This is a genomic window from Pseudomonas sp. SJZ077, assembly GCF_007993905.1.
In the GTDB taxonomy this organism is placed as follows: Bacteria; Pseudomonadota; Gammaproteobacteria; order Pseudomonadales; family Pseudomonadaceae; genus Aquipseudomonas; species Aquipseudomonas mandelii.
This window is the reverse complement of record NZ_VIUJ01000028.1, coordinates 43,843-59,371: the sequence shown is the minus strand read 5'-3', so window position 1 is coordinate 59,371 and position 15,529 is coordinate 43,843. Positions and strand designations below refer to the sequence as shown.

General features: G+C 61.7%; 15 protein-coding genes. 13 read left to right on the top strand and 2 right to left on the bottom strand.

Going from position 1 to position 15,529, the window contains the following annotated elements; translation table 11 throughout:
* The first annotated feature begins 109 nt into the window (after window positions 1–109).
* The 3 genes from FBY01_RS32035 to FBY01_RS28890 are packed head-to-tail and all read left to right on the top strand — an operon-like array spanning window position 110 to window position 2,132.
* Window positions 110–232 (top strand): hypothetical protein, encoded by a 123-nt coding sequence (locus FBY01_RS32035; RefSeq protein ID WP_256664551.1) that lies wholly within the window; start codon window positions 110–112, stop codon window positions 230–232.
* Window positions 233–234: 2 nt separating this feature from the next.
* A complete protein-coding gene (locus FBY01_RS28895) occupies window positions 235–1,497 on the top strand; it encodes a histidine kinase (protein WP_145310577.1) in 1,263 nt (420 codons plus the stop codon).
* Window positions 1,494–2,132, top strand: a complete 639-nt coding sequence (locus tag FBY01_RS28890; RefSeq protein ID WP_010455143.1) for a response regulator transcription factor — start codon at window positions 1,494–1,496, stop codon at window positions 2,130–2,132. The genes FBY01_RS28895 and FBY01_RS28890 overlap by 4 nt, the downstream gene beginning before the upstream one ends.
* A gap of 139 nt (window positions 2,133–2,271) precedes the next feature.
* Here FBY01_RS28890 and FBY01_RS28880 read toward each other — a convergent pair whose 3' ends face one another.
* A complete protein-coding gene (locus FBY01_RS28880; protein WP_077749294.1) occupies window positions 2,272–2,919 on the bottom strand; it encodes a pentapeptide repeat-containing protein in 648 nt (215 codons plus the stop codon).
* Window positions 2,920–3,154: 235 nt separating this feature from the next.
* On the bottom strand, window positions 3,155–5,047 hold the full coding sequence (gene exaA / locus FBY01_RS28870; protein WP_042932777.1) for a quinoprotein ethanol dehydrogenase: 1,893 nt from the start codon (window positions 5,045–5,047) through the stop codon (window positions 3,155–3,157).
* A 254-nt stretch (window positions 5,048–5,301) separates the two neighbouring features.
* On the opposite strand from exaA, the gene pedF reads away from it, so the two are divergent.
* From pedF to pqqE, 10 genes are all read left to right on the top strand, one after another.
* A complete protein-coding gene (pedF, locus tag FBY01_RS28865; RefSeq protein WP_010455137.1) occupies window positions 5,302–5,763 on the top strand; it encodes a cytochrome c-550 PedF in 462 nt (153 codons plus the stop codon).
* Window positions 5,764–5,766: 3 nt separating this feature from the next.
* Window positions 5,767–6,645: an ABC transporter substrate-binding protein gene (locus FBY01_RS28860; protein ID WP_010455135.1), complete on the top strand. Its 879-nt coding sequence runs from the start codon at window positions 5,767–5,769 to the stop codon at window positions 6,643–6,645.
* A complete protein-coding gene (locus tag FBY01_RS28855; protein WP_145310581.1) occupies window positions 6,642–7,403 on the top strand; it encodes a quinoprotein dehydrogenase-associated SoxYZ-like carrier in 762 nt (253 codons plus the stop codon). Before FBY01_RS28860 ends, FBY01_RS28855 begins: the two co-directional genes overlap by 4 nt.
* A gap of 16 nt (window positions 7,404–7,419) precedes the next feature.
* Entirely contained in the window at window positions 7,420–8,358 is a 939-nt protein-coding gene (locus FBY01_RS28850) for a quinoprotein relay system zinc metallohydrolase 1 (protein ID WP_145310583.1), read from the top strand.
* Window positions 8,359–8,630: 272 nt separating this feature from the next.
* Window positions 8,631–10,409 (top strand): PQQ-dependent methanol/ethanol family dehydrogenase, encoded by a 1,779-nt coding sequence (locus FBY01_RS28840; RefSeq protein ID WP_010455128.1) that lies wholly within the window; start codon window positions 8,631–8,633, stop codon window positions 10,407–10,409.
* 262 nt (window positions 10,410–10,671) lie between these two features.
* The gene (locus FBY01_RS28835; protein ID WP_077749287.1) at window positions 10,672–12,192 is read left to right on the top strand and encodes an aldehyde dehydrogenase family protein; all 1,521 of its coding nucleotides are present in this window, start codon (window positions 10,672–10,674) and stop codon (window positions 12,190–12,192) included.
* 247 nt (window positions 12,193–12,439) lie between these two features.
* The gene (gene pqqA / locus FBY01_RS28830; RefSeq protein ID WP_010455123.1) at window positions 12,440–12,511 is read left to right on the top strand and encodes a pyrroloquinoline quinone precursor peptide PqqA; all 72 of its coding nucleotides are present in this window, start codon (window positions 12,440–12,442) and stop codon (window positions 12,509–12,511) included.
* Between the two features lie 53 nt (window positions 12,512–12,564).
* Window positions 12,565–13,479 carry a pyrroloquinoline quinone biosynthesis protein PqqB gene (pqqB, locus tag FBY01_RS28825; protein WP_145310587.1) on the top strand — a complete coding sequence of 305 codons (915 nt, stop codon included), beginning with the start codon at window positions 12,565–12,567 and terminating at the stop codon, window positions 13,477–13,479.
* A 139-nt stretch (window positions 13,480–13,618) separates the two neighbouring features.
* The gene (pqqC, locus tag FBY01_RS28820) at window positions 13,619–14,371 is read left to right on the top strand and encodes a pyrroloquinoline-quinone synthase PqqC (protein ID WP_145310589.1); all 753 of its coding nucleotides are present in this window, start codon (window positions 13,619–13,621) and stop codon (window positions 14,369–14,371) included.
* Entirely contained in the window at window positions 14,368–15,501 is a 1,134-nt protein-coding gene (pqqE, locus tag FBY01_RS28815) for a pyrroloquinoline quinone biosynthesis protein PqqE (RefSeq protein WP_145310591.1), read from the top strand. The genes pqqC and pqqE overlap by 4 nt, the downstream gene beginning before the upstream one ends.
* The last annotated feature ends 28 nt before the right edge of the window (window positions 15,502–15,529 follow it).

The following is a 15,529-nucleotide window of genomic DNA, read 5'->3' as shown; positions in this document are numbered from 1 at the left end:
TTGAAATATGCAGAAAGTACCAGTCAGGCAGTACCAAGGTAGTAGCTCGCCCGGAGCGGCGCGGTTTTAGCATGGGTGATCACGGCCATCACACTGGAGGAGATTGACCATGCGTATTCTCAAAGCGCTGCTCCTGCCGTTGTTGTTGATCCTGACCCTGATCGGCGTCGACAAGCTCCACAGCCCCCGCCCGGTGCCATTGCTGGTCTTGCCCGCGACACCGGGGCACTAACCGTGTCGGCCCTGTGGCGGATCAACCTTTGGGTCTGCGGGTTTTTCGTCCTGGTCACCCTGGCGTGCATGGGGTTGCTGGTGCACCAGGCGCTGGCGGACGTGGAGCGCGAGCTGCAATCCGCCGAGGCGGTGGTCGAGTACCTGAGCGAAACCGCCGAGCGTGATCCCGCCAGCCTCCAGCCCCGACTGACGGGCAGCCTGCGGCATGTGCGGGTGCGTTGGCTGGAGCCCGGCGAAGCGGCACGGCTGCCGGTTCAGGCCGGACTCGATGCGTGGCTCGGGCGGCTGTTGTTCGCCGAAGCCCGGCACAGTGCGCGAGTCCTGGATTTGCACGATGGCCGGCGCGTGCAGATCGCGGTCGATCCACGGGATGAGATCGACGAAGTCTGGGATTCGCTGCAGCAATTGCTGGGCCTGTGCGGCCTCGCCTTGATCTTGAGCCTGCTCACCATCCGCTGGGCCGTGCGCCGTGGCATGGGCTTGCTCGATGAATTGTTGCGCGCGTTGCAGCAGGTCTCGGGCGGCCAGCTCAAGGTGCGATTGCGCGCGGAAGGTATGCCGGAGGCACGGCAGCTGGCAGCGCATTTCAATCGCATGACCACGGCGCTGGAGCAGTCGCGCGCCGATAACGCCCATCTGACACAGACGTTATTGGCGGTGCAGGAACAGGAGCGCACTCATCTGGCGCAGACCCTGCACGATGATCTCGGCCAGTACCTGGCAGGGATTCGCGCCCAGGCCTGTCTGTTGCGGCTGGTGACGGATCAACCCGTGGTGATGGAACGCACGGTGCGTGAGCTGGAACACAACTGCGAACACCTGCAACAGGGATTTCGGGCGCTGGTGCATGACCTCTATCCGGTGGTACTGCAACACCTGCCGTTGGCAGAAGCCTTTGGCCTGCTGGTGGAGCAATGGCAGGGGCGGCACGGCATTGACTGCCAGCTGCGGATTGGCGCGCAGTTGCCGCCCTTGTCCGCGCCGGACAAAACCCAGCTCTATCGCCTGTTGCAGGAAGCGCTGACCAACGTCGCCCGGCATGCGCAGGCCACCCGGGTGCGGGTTCGCTTGCAACATCGAGGCGCGCATCTGCACCTGTTGATTCGCGATAACGGGCGCGGCGCCACACAACCGCAGCGGCCCGGCGTCGGTTTGTATTCGATGTACGAACGCGCCCGCAGCGTCGGCGGCGAATTGCGGGTTATCAGCCACCCCGGCGCCGGATGGGCGCTGGCCTTGAGCATGCCTTTGGAGGTGTCATGAATATTCTGCTGGTCGATGACCATGCGGTGGTCCGTCAGGGCTACGCGAGTTTGTTGCGGGCGTTGTTGCCGGCAATGGAAGTGCGTGAAGCCGCCACCGGCGAAGACGCGCTGATCCGGGTTCAGGAAGCCGTGCCGAACCTGGTGATCATGGATTTCGGTTTGCCGGGGATCAGCGGGCTGGAAACCACCCGACGTTTGCGTCAACGGCTGCCGCAACTGCGGGTGCTGTTTTTCAGCATGCACGATGAACTGCCCTTGGTGCGCCAGGCGCTGGAGGCGGGTGCCTCGGGTTACTTGACCAAGAGCTCGGCGCCGCAAGTGCTGATTGAGGCGGTGCAGCGGATCCTCGCCGGCCATGCCTACATCGAACAGCCCCTGGCTACCCAACTGGCGTGCCACCCGCAACAGGACGCCAGCGACCCGCGATTGCAGAGCATGACCCAGCGCGAGCTGGAGATTTTCGTGATGCTCGCCAAAGGCACGCCAGCGCGGTTGATTGCCGAACAGTTGAGCATCAGCAGCAAAACCGTCTCCAACCACCTGACCTTGCTCAAGAGCAAATTGCAGGTCACGTCCCATGCCGAACTGGTGCATCTGGGGATTGATATGGGGGTGGTGCGCAAGGCGGGCTGACTCGACAGTGCCGGCAACCCATATCCACTGTGGGAGCGAGCCTGCTCGCGAATACGTCGGCACATTCAACCTCTCAGTTGACTGTTACACCGCTATCGCGAGCAGGCTCACTCCCACAATGGTTTTGTGTGCATACAGTTCATTTGTTCCAGGTCGTCGGGCAACCGCTGCAGCCCTCCATGTTCGCATCCTGAAAATTCGCATAATGCTGCCGCGACCCGCTGAGGTTGGCCTGTTCCAGATTGCTTTCACTTAATTTGGCTTCTTGCAGGTTGGCGTCACTGAGGTTGGCACCTTTGAGGTCAGCCTTGCTCAACCAGGTCATTTCCAGGTCCGCGGCACGCAGATTGGTGTTGTGCATTCTCGCGCCGGAGAGGCGGGCGAATTGCAGGTAGGCGCCGCTGAGGTTGGCGTCCTGGAATTGCGCGCCTTGGGCAAACATCCCCCAGCCCTGAATCGCCATCAACGTTGAACCGGTGAAATCCGCCAGCCGCAGGTTGCTTTGTTGCAGGCTGGCGCGGGTCAGGTTGGCGCCTTGCAGCTGCGCTTTTTCCAGGTTGGCGAGGTCGAGTCGGGCGTGCCGCAGGTCGGCATCGCGCAGGTCGGCGCCGCTGAGGTTCATGTTGCGCAGGTCCTGATTGCTCAGGTTTGCGCCTTTGAGATTGGCGCCGGGGCATTGGCTGTGATCGGCGATGGTGCAGCCGTTGATGATGAGTGGGGAGTCGTCGCCGTTGTCGGCGAAAACCGGAAGGGCGGCAAGCAATAGCAGTAGAGGCAGGTACTTCATGACAGGTCCTCGAAAGGTGGAGGGCAGCTGGATACACAAAAAACAACGGTTATGTGGGTTCCTGTGGCGAGGGAGCTTGCTCCCGCCCGGCTGCGCAGCAGTCGTAAATCCAGGCAACTCGGTGTTGCTGAAAAATGAGGGGGTCGCTTCGCAGCCCAGCGGGAGCAAGCTCCCTCGCCACAGAAAAGCTTGTTGAGCACCAGAAAACCCCCTGTGAGCACAGGGGGCAAGCGGATTACTTCTGCGCAGTCTTGTTGTCCCAACTCGGAATCTTGAACACCCAGAACGACCCGCCCTGAGCCACCGGCTTGGTCAGCTCGGCCATGTCACCGCCCCACAATGGCACCGCACCGCCGTAACCGACGGTCACGCCGACGTATTGCTCGCCGTCCTGTTCCCAGGTGATCGGCGGCGAGACGATGCCGCTGCCGGTCTGGAACTTCCACAGCTCAGCGCCGGTTTTCGCGTCGAACGCCTTGAGGAAACCGTCGCCGGTGCCGGTAAACACCAGGTTGCCTTTGGTGGCCAATACGCCGGCCCATAGCGGCAGCGCTTCCTTGTGTTCCCAAATCACTTTGCCGGTGGTGGGGTTCATGGCGCGCAGGGAGCCGACGTGATCGTCGTACATGCGCTTGATGCGGAAACCCATGCCCAGATAGGCCGAGCCCTTCTTGTAGTTGACCTCTTCGGTCCAGTATTCCTCTTTCCAATGGTTGCCCGGAATGTAGAACAGCCCAGTGTCCTGGCTGTACGCCATCGGGTTCCAGTTCTTGCCGCCGAGGAACGGCGGCGACACTTCCACTGACTTGCCCTTGGTCTCGCCCGGCAACGGTTTGGCCGGACGCTGGCCTGGATTCTCCACCGGTTTGCCGGTCTTGAGGTCGATGTGGCTGGCCCAGGTGATGTTGTCGACGAAGGGGAATGCGTTCTGCAATTTGCCGTTGTTGCGATCGACCACGTAGAAGAAACCGTTGCGGTCCGCGTGGCCGGTGGCCTTGATCGTTTTGCCGTCCTTGTCCTTGTAATCGAACAGCACCAGTTCGTTGTTGCCGGAGAAATCCCAGGCATCGTTTGGCGTGTGCTGGTAGAACCATTTCACCTCGCCGGTGCTCGGGTCGACGCCGACCTGGCCAGAAGTGTAGAGGCTGTCATAGTCGTGGGGATTGCCATCCTTGGCGGTGCGCGCCCAGGTATTCCACGGGCCGGGGTTGCCGGCGCCGACGATGATGGTGTTGGTGTCCGGATCGAAACTGGCGCTCTGCCAAGGGGCACCGCCGCCGTGGCTCCAGGCTTCGACCTTGCCGGTTTCGGTGGTCGGGTCATCCGGCCAGGACGGTGCCTTGACGTCGCCGGTGGTGGTGCTGTCCTTGCCGTTCAGCCGGCCCATGTGGCCTTCGACGAAGGGCCGCATCCAGACTTCTTCACCCGTATCGGGGTCGCGCGCAAACAGCTGGCCGACCACGCCGAACTCATCGCCGGAGCTGCCGTGAATCAGCAGCACCTTGCCGGTGGTCTTGTCTTTGATCAGCACCGGGGCGCCGGTCATGGTGTAGCCGGCGGCGTGATCGCCGAACTTCTTGTTCCACACCACTTTGCCGGTGTTCTTGTCCAGGGCGACCAGCCGCGCATCGAGGGTGCCGAAGTAGATCTTGTCGCCAAAGATCGCCGCCCCGCGATTGACCACATCGCAGCACGGACGAATGTTGTCCGGCAGGCGATGGTTGTAGGTCCACAAGCGTTTGCCGGTCTTGGCATCCAGAGCAAACACCCGCGAATAGGAACCGGTGACGTAGACCACGCCATCGCTGACGATGGCCTGGGATTCCTGGCCGCGCTGCTTCTCATCGCCGAACGAATAGGACCAGGCCGGCGTCAGCTTGAACACGTTCTTGTCGTTGACCTGCGCCAACGGGCTCCAGCGTTGAGCGTTGGTGCCCATACCGTATTGCAGCACGTCCTTGGTGGTCAGGTGATCGTTGGCAATGTCTTCCCACGTCACGTTGCGGGTGGGCGTGGCCGGAGCGGTTGCGGCGTGACTTGCAGCACTCAGGGACAGGCTGCCCACCAGCAGAAAAGCCTGCACGGCGATAGACAGAGGGGAAAGGGCGGGTAGCGATCTTATTGTCATGGTTGCGGTTCCCAGTGGAGGTTTTGGCCTGCACAGGGTGGTGCGCCCGGCCAGTTGCCGGATACGGAAAAAGTCCCGCTGTGACCGGGAAGACTTCCCGAACGGCACCTGATTTGGGTGTGCGTCACAAGCCCTACTACCAAGGGACTAGAAGGCGACCACCAAAGCAGCATGGGGATTGCGCGAGGCCGGTACCAATATGGGTGCCATAGCCTCTTCAAAGAGGTTTTGCGTGCAATCTTGAGGGCATAACAATGACAACAAAACGCAACGCCTTGCTCGTTGCCGGACTGCTGGCCGGCTTTATCAGTGCAGGCTCCGTCTGGGCCCACGGCAACGTGGTACCGCAGGCGATCGCCACCCCAGGCCTGACCCCGATCAAAGACGCCGGCGTGCAGGTGGATGCCGACGGTTGGGCGGCGGTGAATCCGTATCGCGCCTCCCCGGAACATGAGAAAGCCGTGGAAATCGGCTCCTCGGCCTATAACCAGAACTGCGCCGCCTGTCATGGCCTGGAAGCCAAGTCCGGCGGCATCGCCCCCGATTTGCGCATGCTCGACGTCGGTGAAGCGGGTGATGAATGGTTCGTCGAACGCGTGCGTCACGGCGCTGTGCGGGATGGCCGGGTCTACATGCCGAAAATGGCCGATTACCTGAGCCAGGAAGCTCTGTGGGCTGTGCGCACCTACCTGGACACCGTTCGCGTCGAGGAGTAACCCATGCGCCTGCTCGCTGTGTTGATCAGCGCTGTGTTGCTGTGCTGCCAGGTCGTGCAGGCGCAGGTCCGTACCTATGACGAAATGATCGCTGCCGGGGAGTTGAAAGTGGCGGTCTACAAGGACTTCGCCCCCTACAGTTTTGAAGACGCCGGCCAGCCGCGCGGGGTTGATGTCGAGCTCGCCGGAGCCTTGGCCAAAGCGCTGGGCGTGCGCCTGACGCTGATCTGGGCGCCCGCCGGCGAGAAGCTCGATGACGACCTGCGCGACTACATCTGGCGGGCCAGTCAGCTGCATGATCTGCAACTCGCCGACCTGATGATGCGCGTGCCGTATGACCGCGATTACGCACAAAAACGCAACGAACTGGGTGAGCTGGAAAACGGCCATGTGGTGATGTTCGGGCCGTACCAGAACGAACAATGGCAGGTCGCCTATGATCGCCGCCGTCTCGACAAGGTAGGCAGCGTCGCCGTGTTCGAACACCATCCGATTGGCGTCGAAGTCGACAGCGTGCCGTCGTTCTACCTGACGTCGGTATTTAACGGCATGCTCGCCGGCAAAACCCACCACTATCCCGGTGTACCGCAAGCCTTCGCCGCGATGAAGGCCGGTGAAGTCGATGCGGTGATGGCCATGCGTGGCGAGATCGACTGGCAAGTTCACCAAGCCAACGATCCACAAGTGGCGCTGGCGCAAAACGCTTACCCGAACATGGGCAAGCAACTCTGGGAGATCGGCATGGCGGTGCATGAAAGCAACCGGCAACTGGCCTATGCCGTGGAAGAGGCGCTGGAGGGCTTGATCCGTGAAGGGGCGGTCAACACCATTTACGGTCATTACGGCCTGCGCTATGACGTGCCCGAGATGTACCAACCGTGAACTGGCGAGCGAGTTGCCTGTTGCTCTGCTGGTTGCCCCTGGCGGCGCACGCTGCCGGTATCGAACCGGGCAAAGACCCGGTGCCCTCGGTGATGTGGGCCTTCTACCACAAGCAGATGCTCGGCAATGCATCGTTCGTGTTCGATGACCGGGTCAAGCTGCTGGCGCCGCCGTTCGCCGAAGATGCCCGGCAAGTGCCATTGGAAATCGACGCCCGGGCGTTTAAAGGCGAGGTGGTGAAAATCCTCGCTTGGGCGGAACTCAATCCGTTGCCGAAAATAGTCGATTTCCAACCGCTGGATCGTGTATTGCCGTGGCTGTCGATCCGCATCCGTATCGAACAAGCCACGCCGTTGCGCGCGGCGGTGCTGACCCGTGACGGCCTCTGGCATGTCGGCTCGACACTGATCGATGCGGCGGGCGGTGGTTGCACTGCGCCCAGCGTCGTGCGCACCGAGCCTGGCTGGGAAGAGCATATCGGCGAAGTACTGGGCGGTCGTTATCCGCGCGGTGAGTTCAGCCGGGTGCGCTTGCAAGTGGCGCATCCGATGGACAACGGCATGGTCAGCGGCATCCCTGAATTCTTTATCAACCATGCTGAACTGCGCGACGGGAACGATCAGCTGCTGGCCCGACTGGAGCTGTTTCCCGCCGTCAGCGAGAACCCCAACCTGGCCTTCGACATCGAAGGGGCAGGGCAGACGCGCCTGGTGCTGCGCGACAACAGCGGCAATCAATTCGATGCGGCCATACCCTGACCCCAAGGAGCGCGTGATGCGCTGGATGCTGCTGTTGTTCATGAGCCTGAGCCTGCCGGCCCTGGCGGACCTCGATTACGTACTCAAGCCCCGGCAAATCGCCGAAGACACCTGGCTGCTCGAAGGCAGCACCGACAATTTCGCCAAGGCCAACGGCGGCAACATCGTCAATACCGCGTTCATCGTCACTGACCGCGGGGTGGTGGTGATCGACACCGGGCCGTCCAGGCGCTACGGCGAAGCGATGCGCAAAGCCATCGCCGCGACCACTGATAAACCGGTGATTGAGGTGTTGCTGACCCATCACCACCCGGACCATGTGCTGGGCAACCAAGCCTTCAGCGACGTGCCAATCGGTGCGTTGGCCGGCACCACCGAGCTGTTGCATCGGCAGGGTGACGCCATGGCCGAAAATATGTATCGACTGGTGGGGGACTGGATGCGCGGCACCGAAGTGCTGCTGCCGACCCGGACGCTGGAGCCTGGCGTATTGAATTTTGGGAATCACGATCTGCGCCTGCTGAGCCTGGGTGGGCACACCGGTGCAGATCTGGCTATTCTCGACCAGAAAACCGGCGTGCTGTTTGCCGGGGACCTGGTGTTTTATCAAAGGGCGCTGACCACGCCCAACAGTCCGGGGCTGTCGGTGTGGCTGGCGGACATCGTCACGCTACAAGGCCTGCCGTGGACGCTGATCGTGCCCGGCCATGGACCGGTGGCCACGGACACAAAACCGTTCGAGCAAATGCGCGACTACCTCACCTGGCTCGATCAGCTCATGCGCGACGGCGCCGCCAATGGCAGTGACATGAGCGAGATGATCCGCAGCCCCATTCCCGAGCGGTTTGCTGGCATCAGCCTGAGTCGCTATGAGCTGATTCGCAGCGTCAGCCATCTGTATCCGCGCTATGAGCGCGCGCAGATGACCCGAGTCGATTCCACCGCAAACAAATGACCCACACACTTTTTTGTGGGAGCGAGCCTGCTCGCGAAAGCAGTGTGCCGATTGACAATAAGGTTGCCTGACACGGCGCCTTCGCGAGCAGGCTCGCTCCCACAGGGGCCGGTGTCGACCTACATAACCGGTGTTCATTTGCTCCGACCCGCTACTAAGGAACTAGCAATCTCCACACTGCGGGCAATTGTTGCGAGGGCGGCGGCGCCCAAGAATCTGCACCAGACCGGGAAAATTTCCCGGGTATAACAAAAACCGCAGAGGCAGCCGTCATGACCCAACCCGCACGTCGCCAACCCTTCGTCTTGAGCCTGTTGCTCAGTGCCATGCTGTTGTCCGGCCAGGCATTGGCCGGCGTCACCGACCAGGACATTCTCCAGGACCCCAAGAACCCGGAGCAGATCGTCACCAACGGTCTGGGCGTCCAGGGTCAGCGCTACAGCCCGCTGGACACCCTCAACGTCAGTAACGTGAAGGACTTGCGCCCGGTCTGGGCGTTCTCCTTTGGCGGGGAAAAACAGCGCGGTCAGCAAGCACAGCCGATGATCAAGGACGGCGTGATGTACATGACCGGTTCCTACTCGCGGGTGTTCGCCGTGGATGCACGCACCGGCAAGAAACTCTGGCAATACGATGCGCGCCTGCCCGATGACATCCGTCCTTGCTGTGATGTGATCAACCGTGGCGTTGCGCTGTACGGCGACCTGGTGTTCTTCGGCACCCTCGACGCCAAGCTTGTGGCCCTGAACAAGGACACCGGTAAAGTGGTCTGGAGCAAGAAAGTTGCCGACCACAAAGAAGGTTATTCGATCAGCGCCGCGCCGCTGGTCATCAACGGCAAACTGATCACGGGCGTGGCCGGTGGCGAATTCGGCGTGGTCGGCAAGATCGAAGCCTACGACCCGAAAAACGGCGATCTGCTGTGGACCCGACCTACCGTCGAAGGCCACATGGGTTACACCTACAAGGACGGCAAAGCGGTAGAGAACGGTATCTCCGGCGGTGAAGCCGGCAAGACCTGGCCCGGCGATCTCTGGAAAACCGGCGGCGCGGCGCCTTGGCTCGGCGGCTACTACGACCCGGAAACCAACCTGCTGCTGTTCGGCACCGGCAACCCGGCGCCATGGAACTCGCACCTGCGTCCTGGCGACAACCTCTACTCGTCGTCGCGCCTGGCGCTCAACCCGGACGACGGCACCATCAAATGGCACTTCCAGAGCACGCCTCACGACGGTTGGGACTATGACGGCGTGAACGAGCTGGTGTCGTTCAACTACACCGAAGGCGGCAAAGAAATCAAAGCCGCCGCCACCGCTGACCGTAACGGTTTCTTCTACGTGCTGGACCGCACCAACGGCAAATTCATCCGTGGCTTCCCGTTCGTGGACAAGATCACCTGGGCCACTGGCCTGGATAAAGAGGGCCGGCCGATCTACAACGAAGCCAGCCGCCCTGGCGCACCGGGCACCGAAGCCAAAGGCAGTTCGGTGTTCGTCGCCCCGGCGTTCCTCGGCGCGAAAAACTGGATGCCGATGGCCTACAACAAGGACACCGGACTGTTCTACGTGCCGTCCAACGAGTGGGGCATGGACATCTGGAACGAAGGGATCGCCTACAAGAAAGGCGCGGCGTTCCTCGGTGCAGGCTTCACCATCAAGCCGTTGAATGAAGACTACATCGGTGTGCTGCGTGCCATCGATCCGAAGACCGGCAAGGAAGTCTGGCGCCACAAGAACTTCGCGCCGCTGTGGGGCGGGGTGCTGACCACCAAGGGCAACCTGGTGTTCACCGGCACGCCGGAAGGTTTCCTCCAGGCGTTCAACGCCAAGACCGGCGAGAAAGTCTGGGAATTCCAGACCGGCTCCGGCGTTCTCGGCTCGCCTGTGACCTGGGAAATGGACGGCGAACAATACGTTTCGGTGCTGTCCGGCTGGGGTGGCGCCGTGCCGTTGTGGGGCGGCGAAGTAGCCAAGCGCATCAAGGACTTCAACCAGGGCGGGATGCTCTGGACCTTCAAGCTGCCCAAAGACCTCGTCGTGGCCAAACACTAACCCTGAATCCACCGCATTGATCGTTCCCACGCTCTGCGTGGGAATGCAGCCCGGGACGCTCTGAGTCCCAAGAGCCGAACGCGGAGCGTCCGTTGAGGCATTCCCACGCGGAGCGTAGGAACGATCAAGAACCGAAGCGTTTTCTACGACCAAATAACGAGAGTCCCCCTGCCAACGGCGCATTCGTCTGGCACGCGGGGCTCTCTACTATCGGTTCATCGCCTGTTTGCCCGACAGGCATCGACCCAGACAGAGGCCCACCATGATCTACGCACAACCCGGAACACCCGGCGCCGTCGTTTCCTTCAAAGCGCGCTACGGCAACTTCATCGGCGGCGAGTTCGTTGCCCCGGTCAATGGCGAGTACTTCACCAACACCTCGCCGGTCACCGGTGAAGTCATCGCCGAATTCCCGCGTTCCAACGCCGCCGACATCGAAAAAGCCCTCGACGCTGCCCATGCGGCGGCGGATGCCTGGGGCAAGACCTCGGCTCAGGATCGCTCGTTGGTGCTGCTGAAAATTGCCGACCGTATCGAACAGAACCTGGAAATCCTCGCTGTCACCGAAACCTGGGACAACGGCAAGGCCGTGCGCGAGACCCTGAACGCCGACGTGCCGCTGGCCGCCGACCATTTCCGTTATTTCGCCGGCTGCATCCGCGCCCAAGAGGGCGGCGCCGCCGAGATCAATGAGCTGACCACCGCCTATCACTTCCACGAGCCGCTGGGCGTGGTCGGGCAGATCATTCCGTGGAACTTCCCGCTGCTGATGGCCGCCTGGAAACTCGCCCCGGCCCTGGCTGCCGGCAACTGCGTGGTGCTCAAACCCGCCGAACAGACGCCGCTGTCGATCATGGTCTTCGCCGAGCTGATCGCCGACTTGCTGCCACCCGGCGTTTTGAACATCGTTCAGGGCTTCGGCCGTGAAGCGGGTGAGGCGCTGGCCACCAGCAAGCGCATCGCCAAGATTGCCTTCACCGGTTCCACGCCGATTGGCGCGCACATCATGAAATGCGCGGCCGAGAACATCATTCCGAGTACCGTCGAGCTGGGCGGCAAGTCGCCGAACATCTTCTTCGAAGACATCATGCAAGCCGAGCCGCAGTTCATCGAGAAGGCCGCTGAAGGCCTGGTGCTGGCGTTCTTCAACCAGGGTGAGGTCTGCACCTGTCCGTCCCGGGCCCTGGTGCAGGAGTCGATCTACGACGACTTCATGAAAGTGGTGATGACGAAGATCGTCAAGATCAAGCGCGGCAACCCGCTGGACACCGAAACCATGGTCGGCGCCCAGGCGTCCGAGCAGCAATACGACAAGATCCTCTCGTACCTGAAAATTGCCCAGGAGGAGGGTGCCGAACTGCTCACCGGCGGCGCGGCCGAGCGTCTGGAGGGCGACTTGTCCAGCGGCTATTACATCCAGCCGACCCTGCTCAAGGGCCACAACAAAATGCGCGTGTTCCAGGAAGAAATCTTTGGCCCGGTGGTGGGTATCACCACCTTCAAGGACGAGGCCGAAGCTTTGGCGATTGCCAACGACAGCGAGTTCGGTCTCGGCGCCGGCCTGTGGACCCGCGACATCAACCGCGCCTACCGCATGGGCCGGGCGATCAAGGCCGGGCGGGTCTGGACCAACTGCTACCACCTGTACCCGGCGCATGCGGCGTTCGGTGGCTACAAGAAGTCCGGTGTCGGCCGTGAAAACCACAAGATGATGCTCGACCATTATCAGCAGACCAAAAACCTGCTGGTGAGCTACGACATCAACCCGATGGGCTTTTTCTGATCCCCTAGGCACACCGCAATCCCCTGTGGGAGCGAGCCTGCTCGCGAAGGCGGCCTGACAGTCAACATCCATGTTGAATGTGCTGGCCTCTTCGCGAGCAGGCTCGCTCCCACATTGGTTTTTGTGCGCTTGAAGACCCCCTACCAACGCACGCCGCCACCTCGTTCGAAAGTAGCATTCGGTCGTCTCGCGCCCCGTGCATTAATGGCTTTACCGGAATGTCCCGGCACAAGAAGAGGATTGACCCATGTGGAATAAACCCGCGTTTACCGATCTGCGCATTGGTTTTGAAGTGACGATGTATTTCGCCAACCGTTGATTGTCCACCCGGCCAGCCGTCGCGTTGGCCGGGCCTGCCTTCTGGAGCCTCCCATGCACATCCGCGTTCTCGGTTCCGCCGCTGGTGGCGGTTTTCCGCAATGGAACTGCAACTGCCGCCAATGCGCCGGGATGCGCAATGGCAGCCTGCGGGCGCAACGGCGCACGCAGTCGTCGATTGCCCTGAGCGACAACGGTGTGGAGTGGGTGCTGTGCAATGCGTCACCGGACATTCGCGCGCAGCTTGAAGGTTTCCCGGAGCTACAACCGGCCCGCCGCTTGCGCGATACGGCGATCGCCGCAGTCGTCCTGCTGGACAGCCAGATCGACCATTGCACTGGTCTGTTGAGCCTGCGCGAAGGCTGCCCGCATTCGGTCTGGTGCACGGAACGCGTGCATCAAGACCTGAGCAGTGGTTTTCCCTTATTCACCATGCTTGAGCACTGGAACGGCGGGTTGCACTGGCAACCGGTCGGGCTGGACCGTGAACCATTCCGCATCAAAGCCTGCGAACACCTGCAATTTCGCGCGATTCCGCTGGTGAGCAACGCGCCGCCGTACTCGCCCAATCGTGGCCATCCGCAACCGGGCGACACCATCGGTTTGTTTATCGAAGACCAGCGCAGCGGCGCCAGCGTGTTCTACGCCCCGGGCCTTGGGCAAATCGACGACGAAGTGCTGAGCTGGATGCAGCGCGCCGATTGCCTGCTGCTGGACGGCACCCTGTGGCGCGACGACGAGATGCGCGTGTGTGAAGTCGGCCAGAGCCTGGGCAGTGAAATGGGGCATCTACCGCAAAGCGGTGCTGGCGGGATGCTTGAAGTGCTGGAAGGGTTTACCCGTCAACGCAAAGTGCTGATCCACATTAACAACACCAATCCGATCCTCGATGAAGACTCGGCTGAGCGCGCGTTGCTGGCGCGGCGGGGGATTGAGGTGGCTTTTGATGGCATGAGTATTGAGCTGTAGCTCATGGCCTCTTCGCGGGCGAGCCTCGCTCCTGCAAGTTTTGTGTCGTGCGCCACTTATGCCGTCGGCGAAACCTTGCAGGAGCGAGGCTTGCCCGCGAAGGTGTCAGCCGTAACACCGAGAAATCCGGAGAACCGCAATGACTGACCAACCCATGTCCCCCGCCGAGTTCGAGCAAGCCCTGCGCGCCAAAGGCGCCTATTACCACATCCACCACCCGTTCCACCAAGCCATGTACGCCGGCCGTGCTACCTGCGAGCAGATTCAGGGCTGGGTCGCCAATCGCTTCTACTACCAGGTGAACATCCCGCTCAAGGATGCCGCGATCCTCGCCAACTGCCCGGACCGCGACGTGCGCCGTGAATGGCTGCAACGCATCCTCGACCACGATGGCGTCCCCGGCAGCGAAGGCGGCATTGAAGCCTGGCTGCGTCTGGGTGAAGCGGTGGGGTTGGACCGTGAGCAAATCCTTTCTCAGGAATTGGTGCTGCCTGGCGTGCGCTTCGCGGTGGACGCCTACGTCAATTTCGCCCGTCGCGCCTGTTGGCAGGAAGCGGCCAGCAGTTCGCTCACCGAACTGTTCGCGCCGCAGATCCATCAGTCCCGACTCGACGCCTGGCCCACCCATTACCCGTGGATCGACCCGGCCGGTTACGACTATTTCCGCACGCGCCTGAGCCAGGCGCGGCGCGACGTCGAGCATGGTTTGCGCATCACCCTGGCGCACTACGTCACGGTCGAAGGCCAGCAACGCATGTTGGAGATTCTGCAGTTCAAGCTCGACGTGCTGTGGAGCATGCTCGATGCGATGAGCATGGCCTATGAGCTGGGTCGGCCGCCGTATCACACCGTCTCCAAGCAGAATGTCTGGCACCGGGGGATCGCCCTGTGAACCTGATCGAACAGCCACCCGGTCCGCCCTTGTGGTTATTGGCCGAGCTGACCTATCGCTGCCCGTTGCAATGCCCGTATTGCTCCAACCCGCTGGATTTCGCCCAGCAAGGCGAGGAATTGAGTACCGAAGAATGGATTCGGGTGTTCCGCGAAGCCCGGGAGATGGGCGCGGCGCAACTGGGTTTTTCTGGCGGTGAACCATTGGTGCGACAGGACCTGGCCGAGCTGATCAAAGCGGCGCGGGACATGGGTTATTACACCAACCTCATCACCTCGGGCATCGGCCTGACCGAGCAGAAAGTCCGCGACTTCAAGGTCGCCGGGCTGGACCACATCCAGATCAGCTTTCAGGCCGCCGACGAGCAGGTCAACAACATGCTCGCCGGCTCGCGCAAGGCCTTCGCCCAGAAGCTCGCCATGGCCCGAGCAGTCAAGGCCCAGGGTTACCCGATGGTGCTGAATTTCGTCACCCACCGGCACAACATCGACCAGATCGCGCAGATCATCGACCTGTGCCTGGAACTGGAAGCGGACTTCGTCGAGCTGGCCACCTGTCAGTTCTACGGCTGGGCCGAACTCAACCGCGTCGGCCTGTTGCCAACCCGCGAGCAATTGCAGCGTGCCGAGCGCATCACCAACGAATACCGCGAGCGACTCAAGGCCCAAGGGCATCCCTGCAAGCTGATCTTCGTCACCCCGGATTACTACGAAGAACGCCCCAAGACCTGCATGAACGGCTGGGCCAACCTGTTTCTCGACATCACCCCGGACGGCACGGCACTGCCTTGTCACAGCGCCCGCCAGTTACCGGTGGAGTTTCCCAACGTGCGCGAACATAGCGTCTCGCACATCTGGACCGAATCCTTCGGCTTCAATCGCTTTCGTGGCGATGACTGGATGAAAGAGCCGTGCCGCTCCTGCGATGAGAAGCACAAGGATTTGGGTGGGTGTCGCTGCCAGGCGTTCATGCTGACCGGTGATGCCGAAAACGCCGACCCGGTGTGCAGCAAGTCGGCGCACCACGGGGTGATCCTCAAGGCCCGCGACGAAGCGGAAGCGCCGGGGCAGGGCATGGAACACCTTACGTTGCGTAACGAGAAAGCATCGCGGCTGATCTATCGCGGATAAACCAAGGACAACACAAATCCCCTGTAGG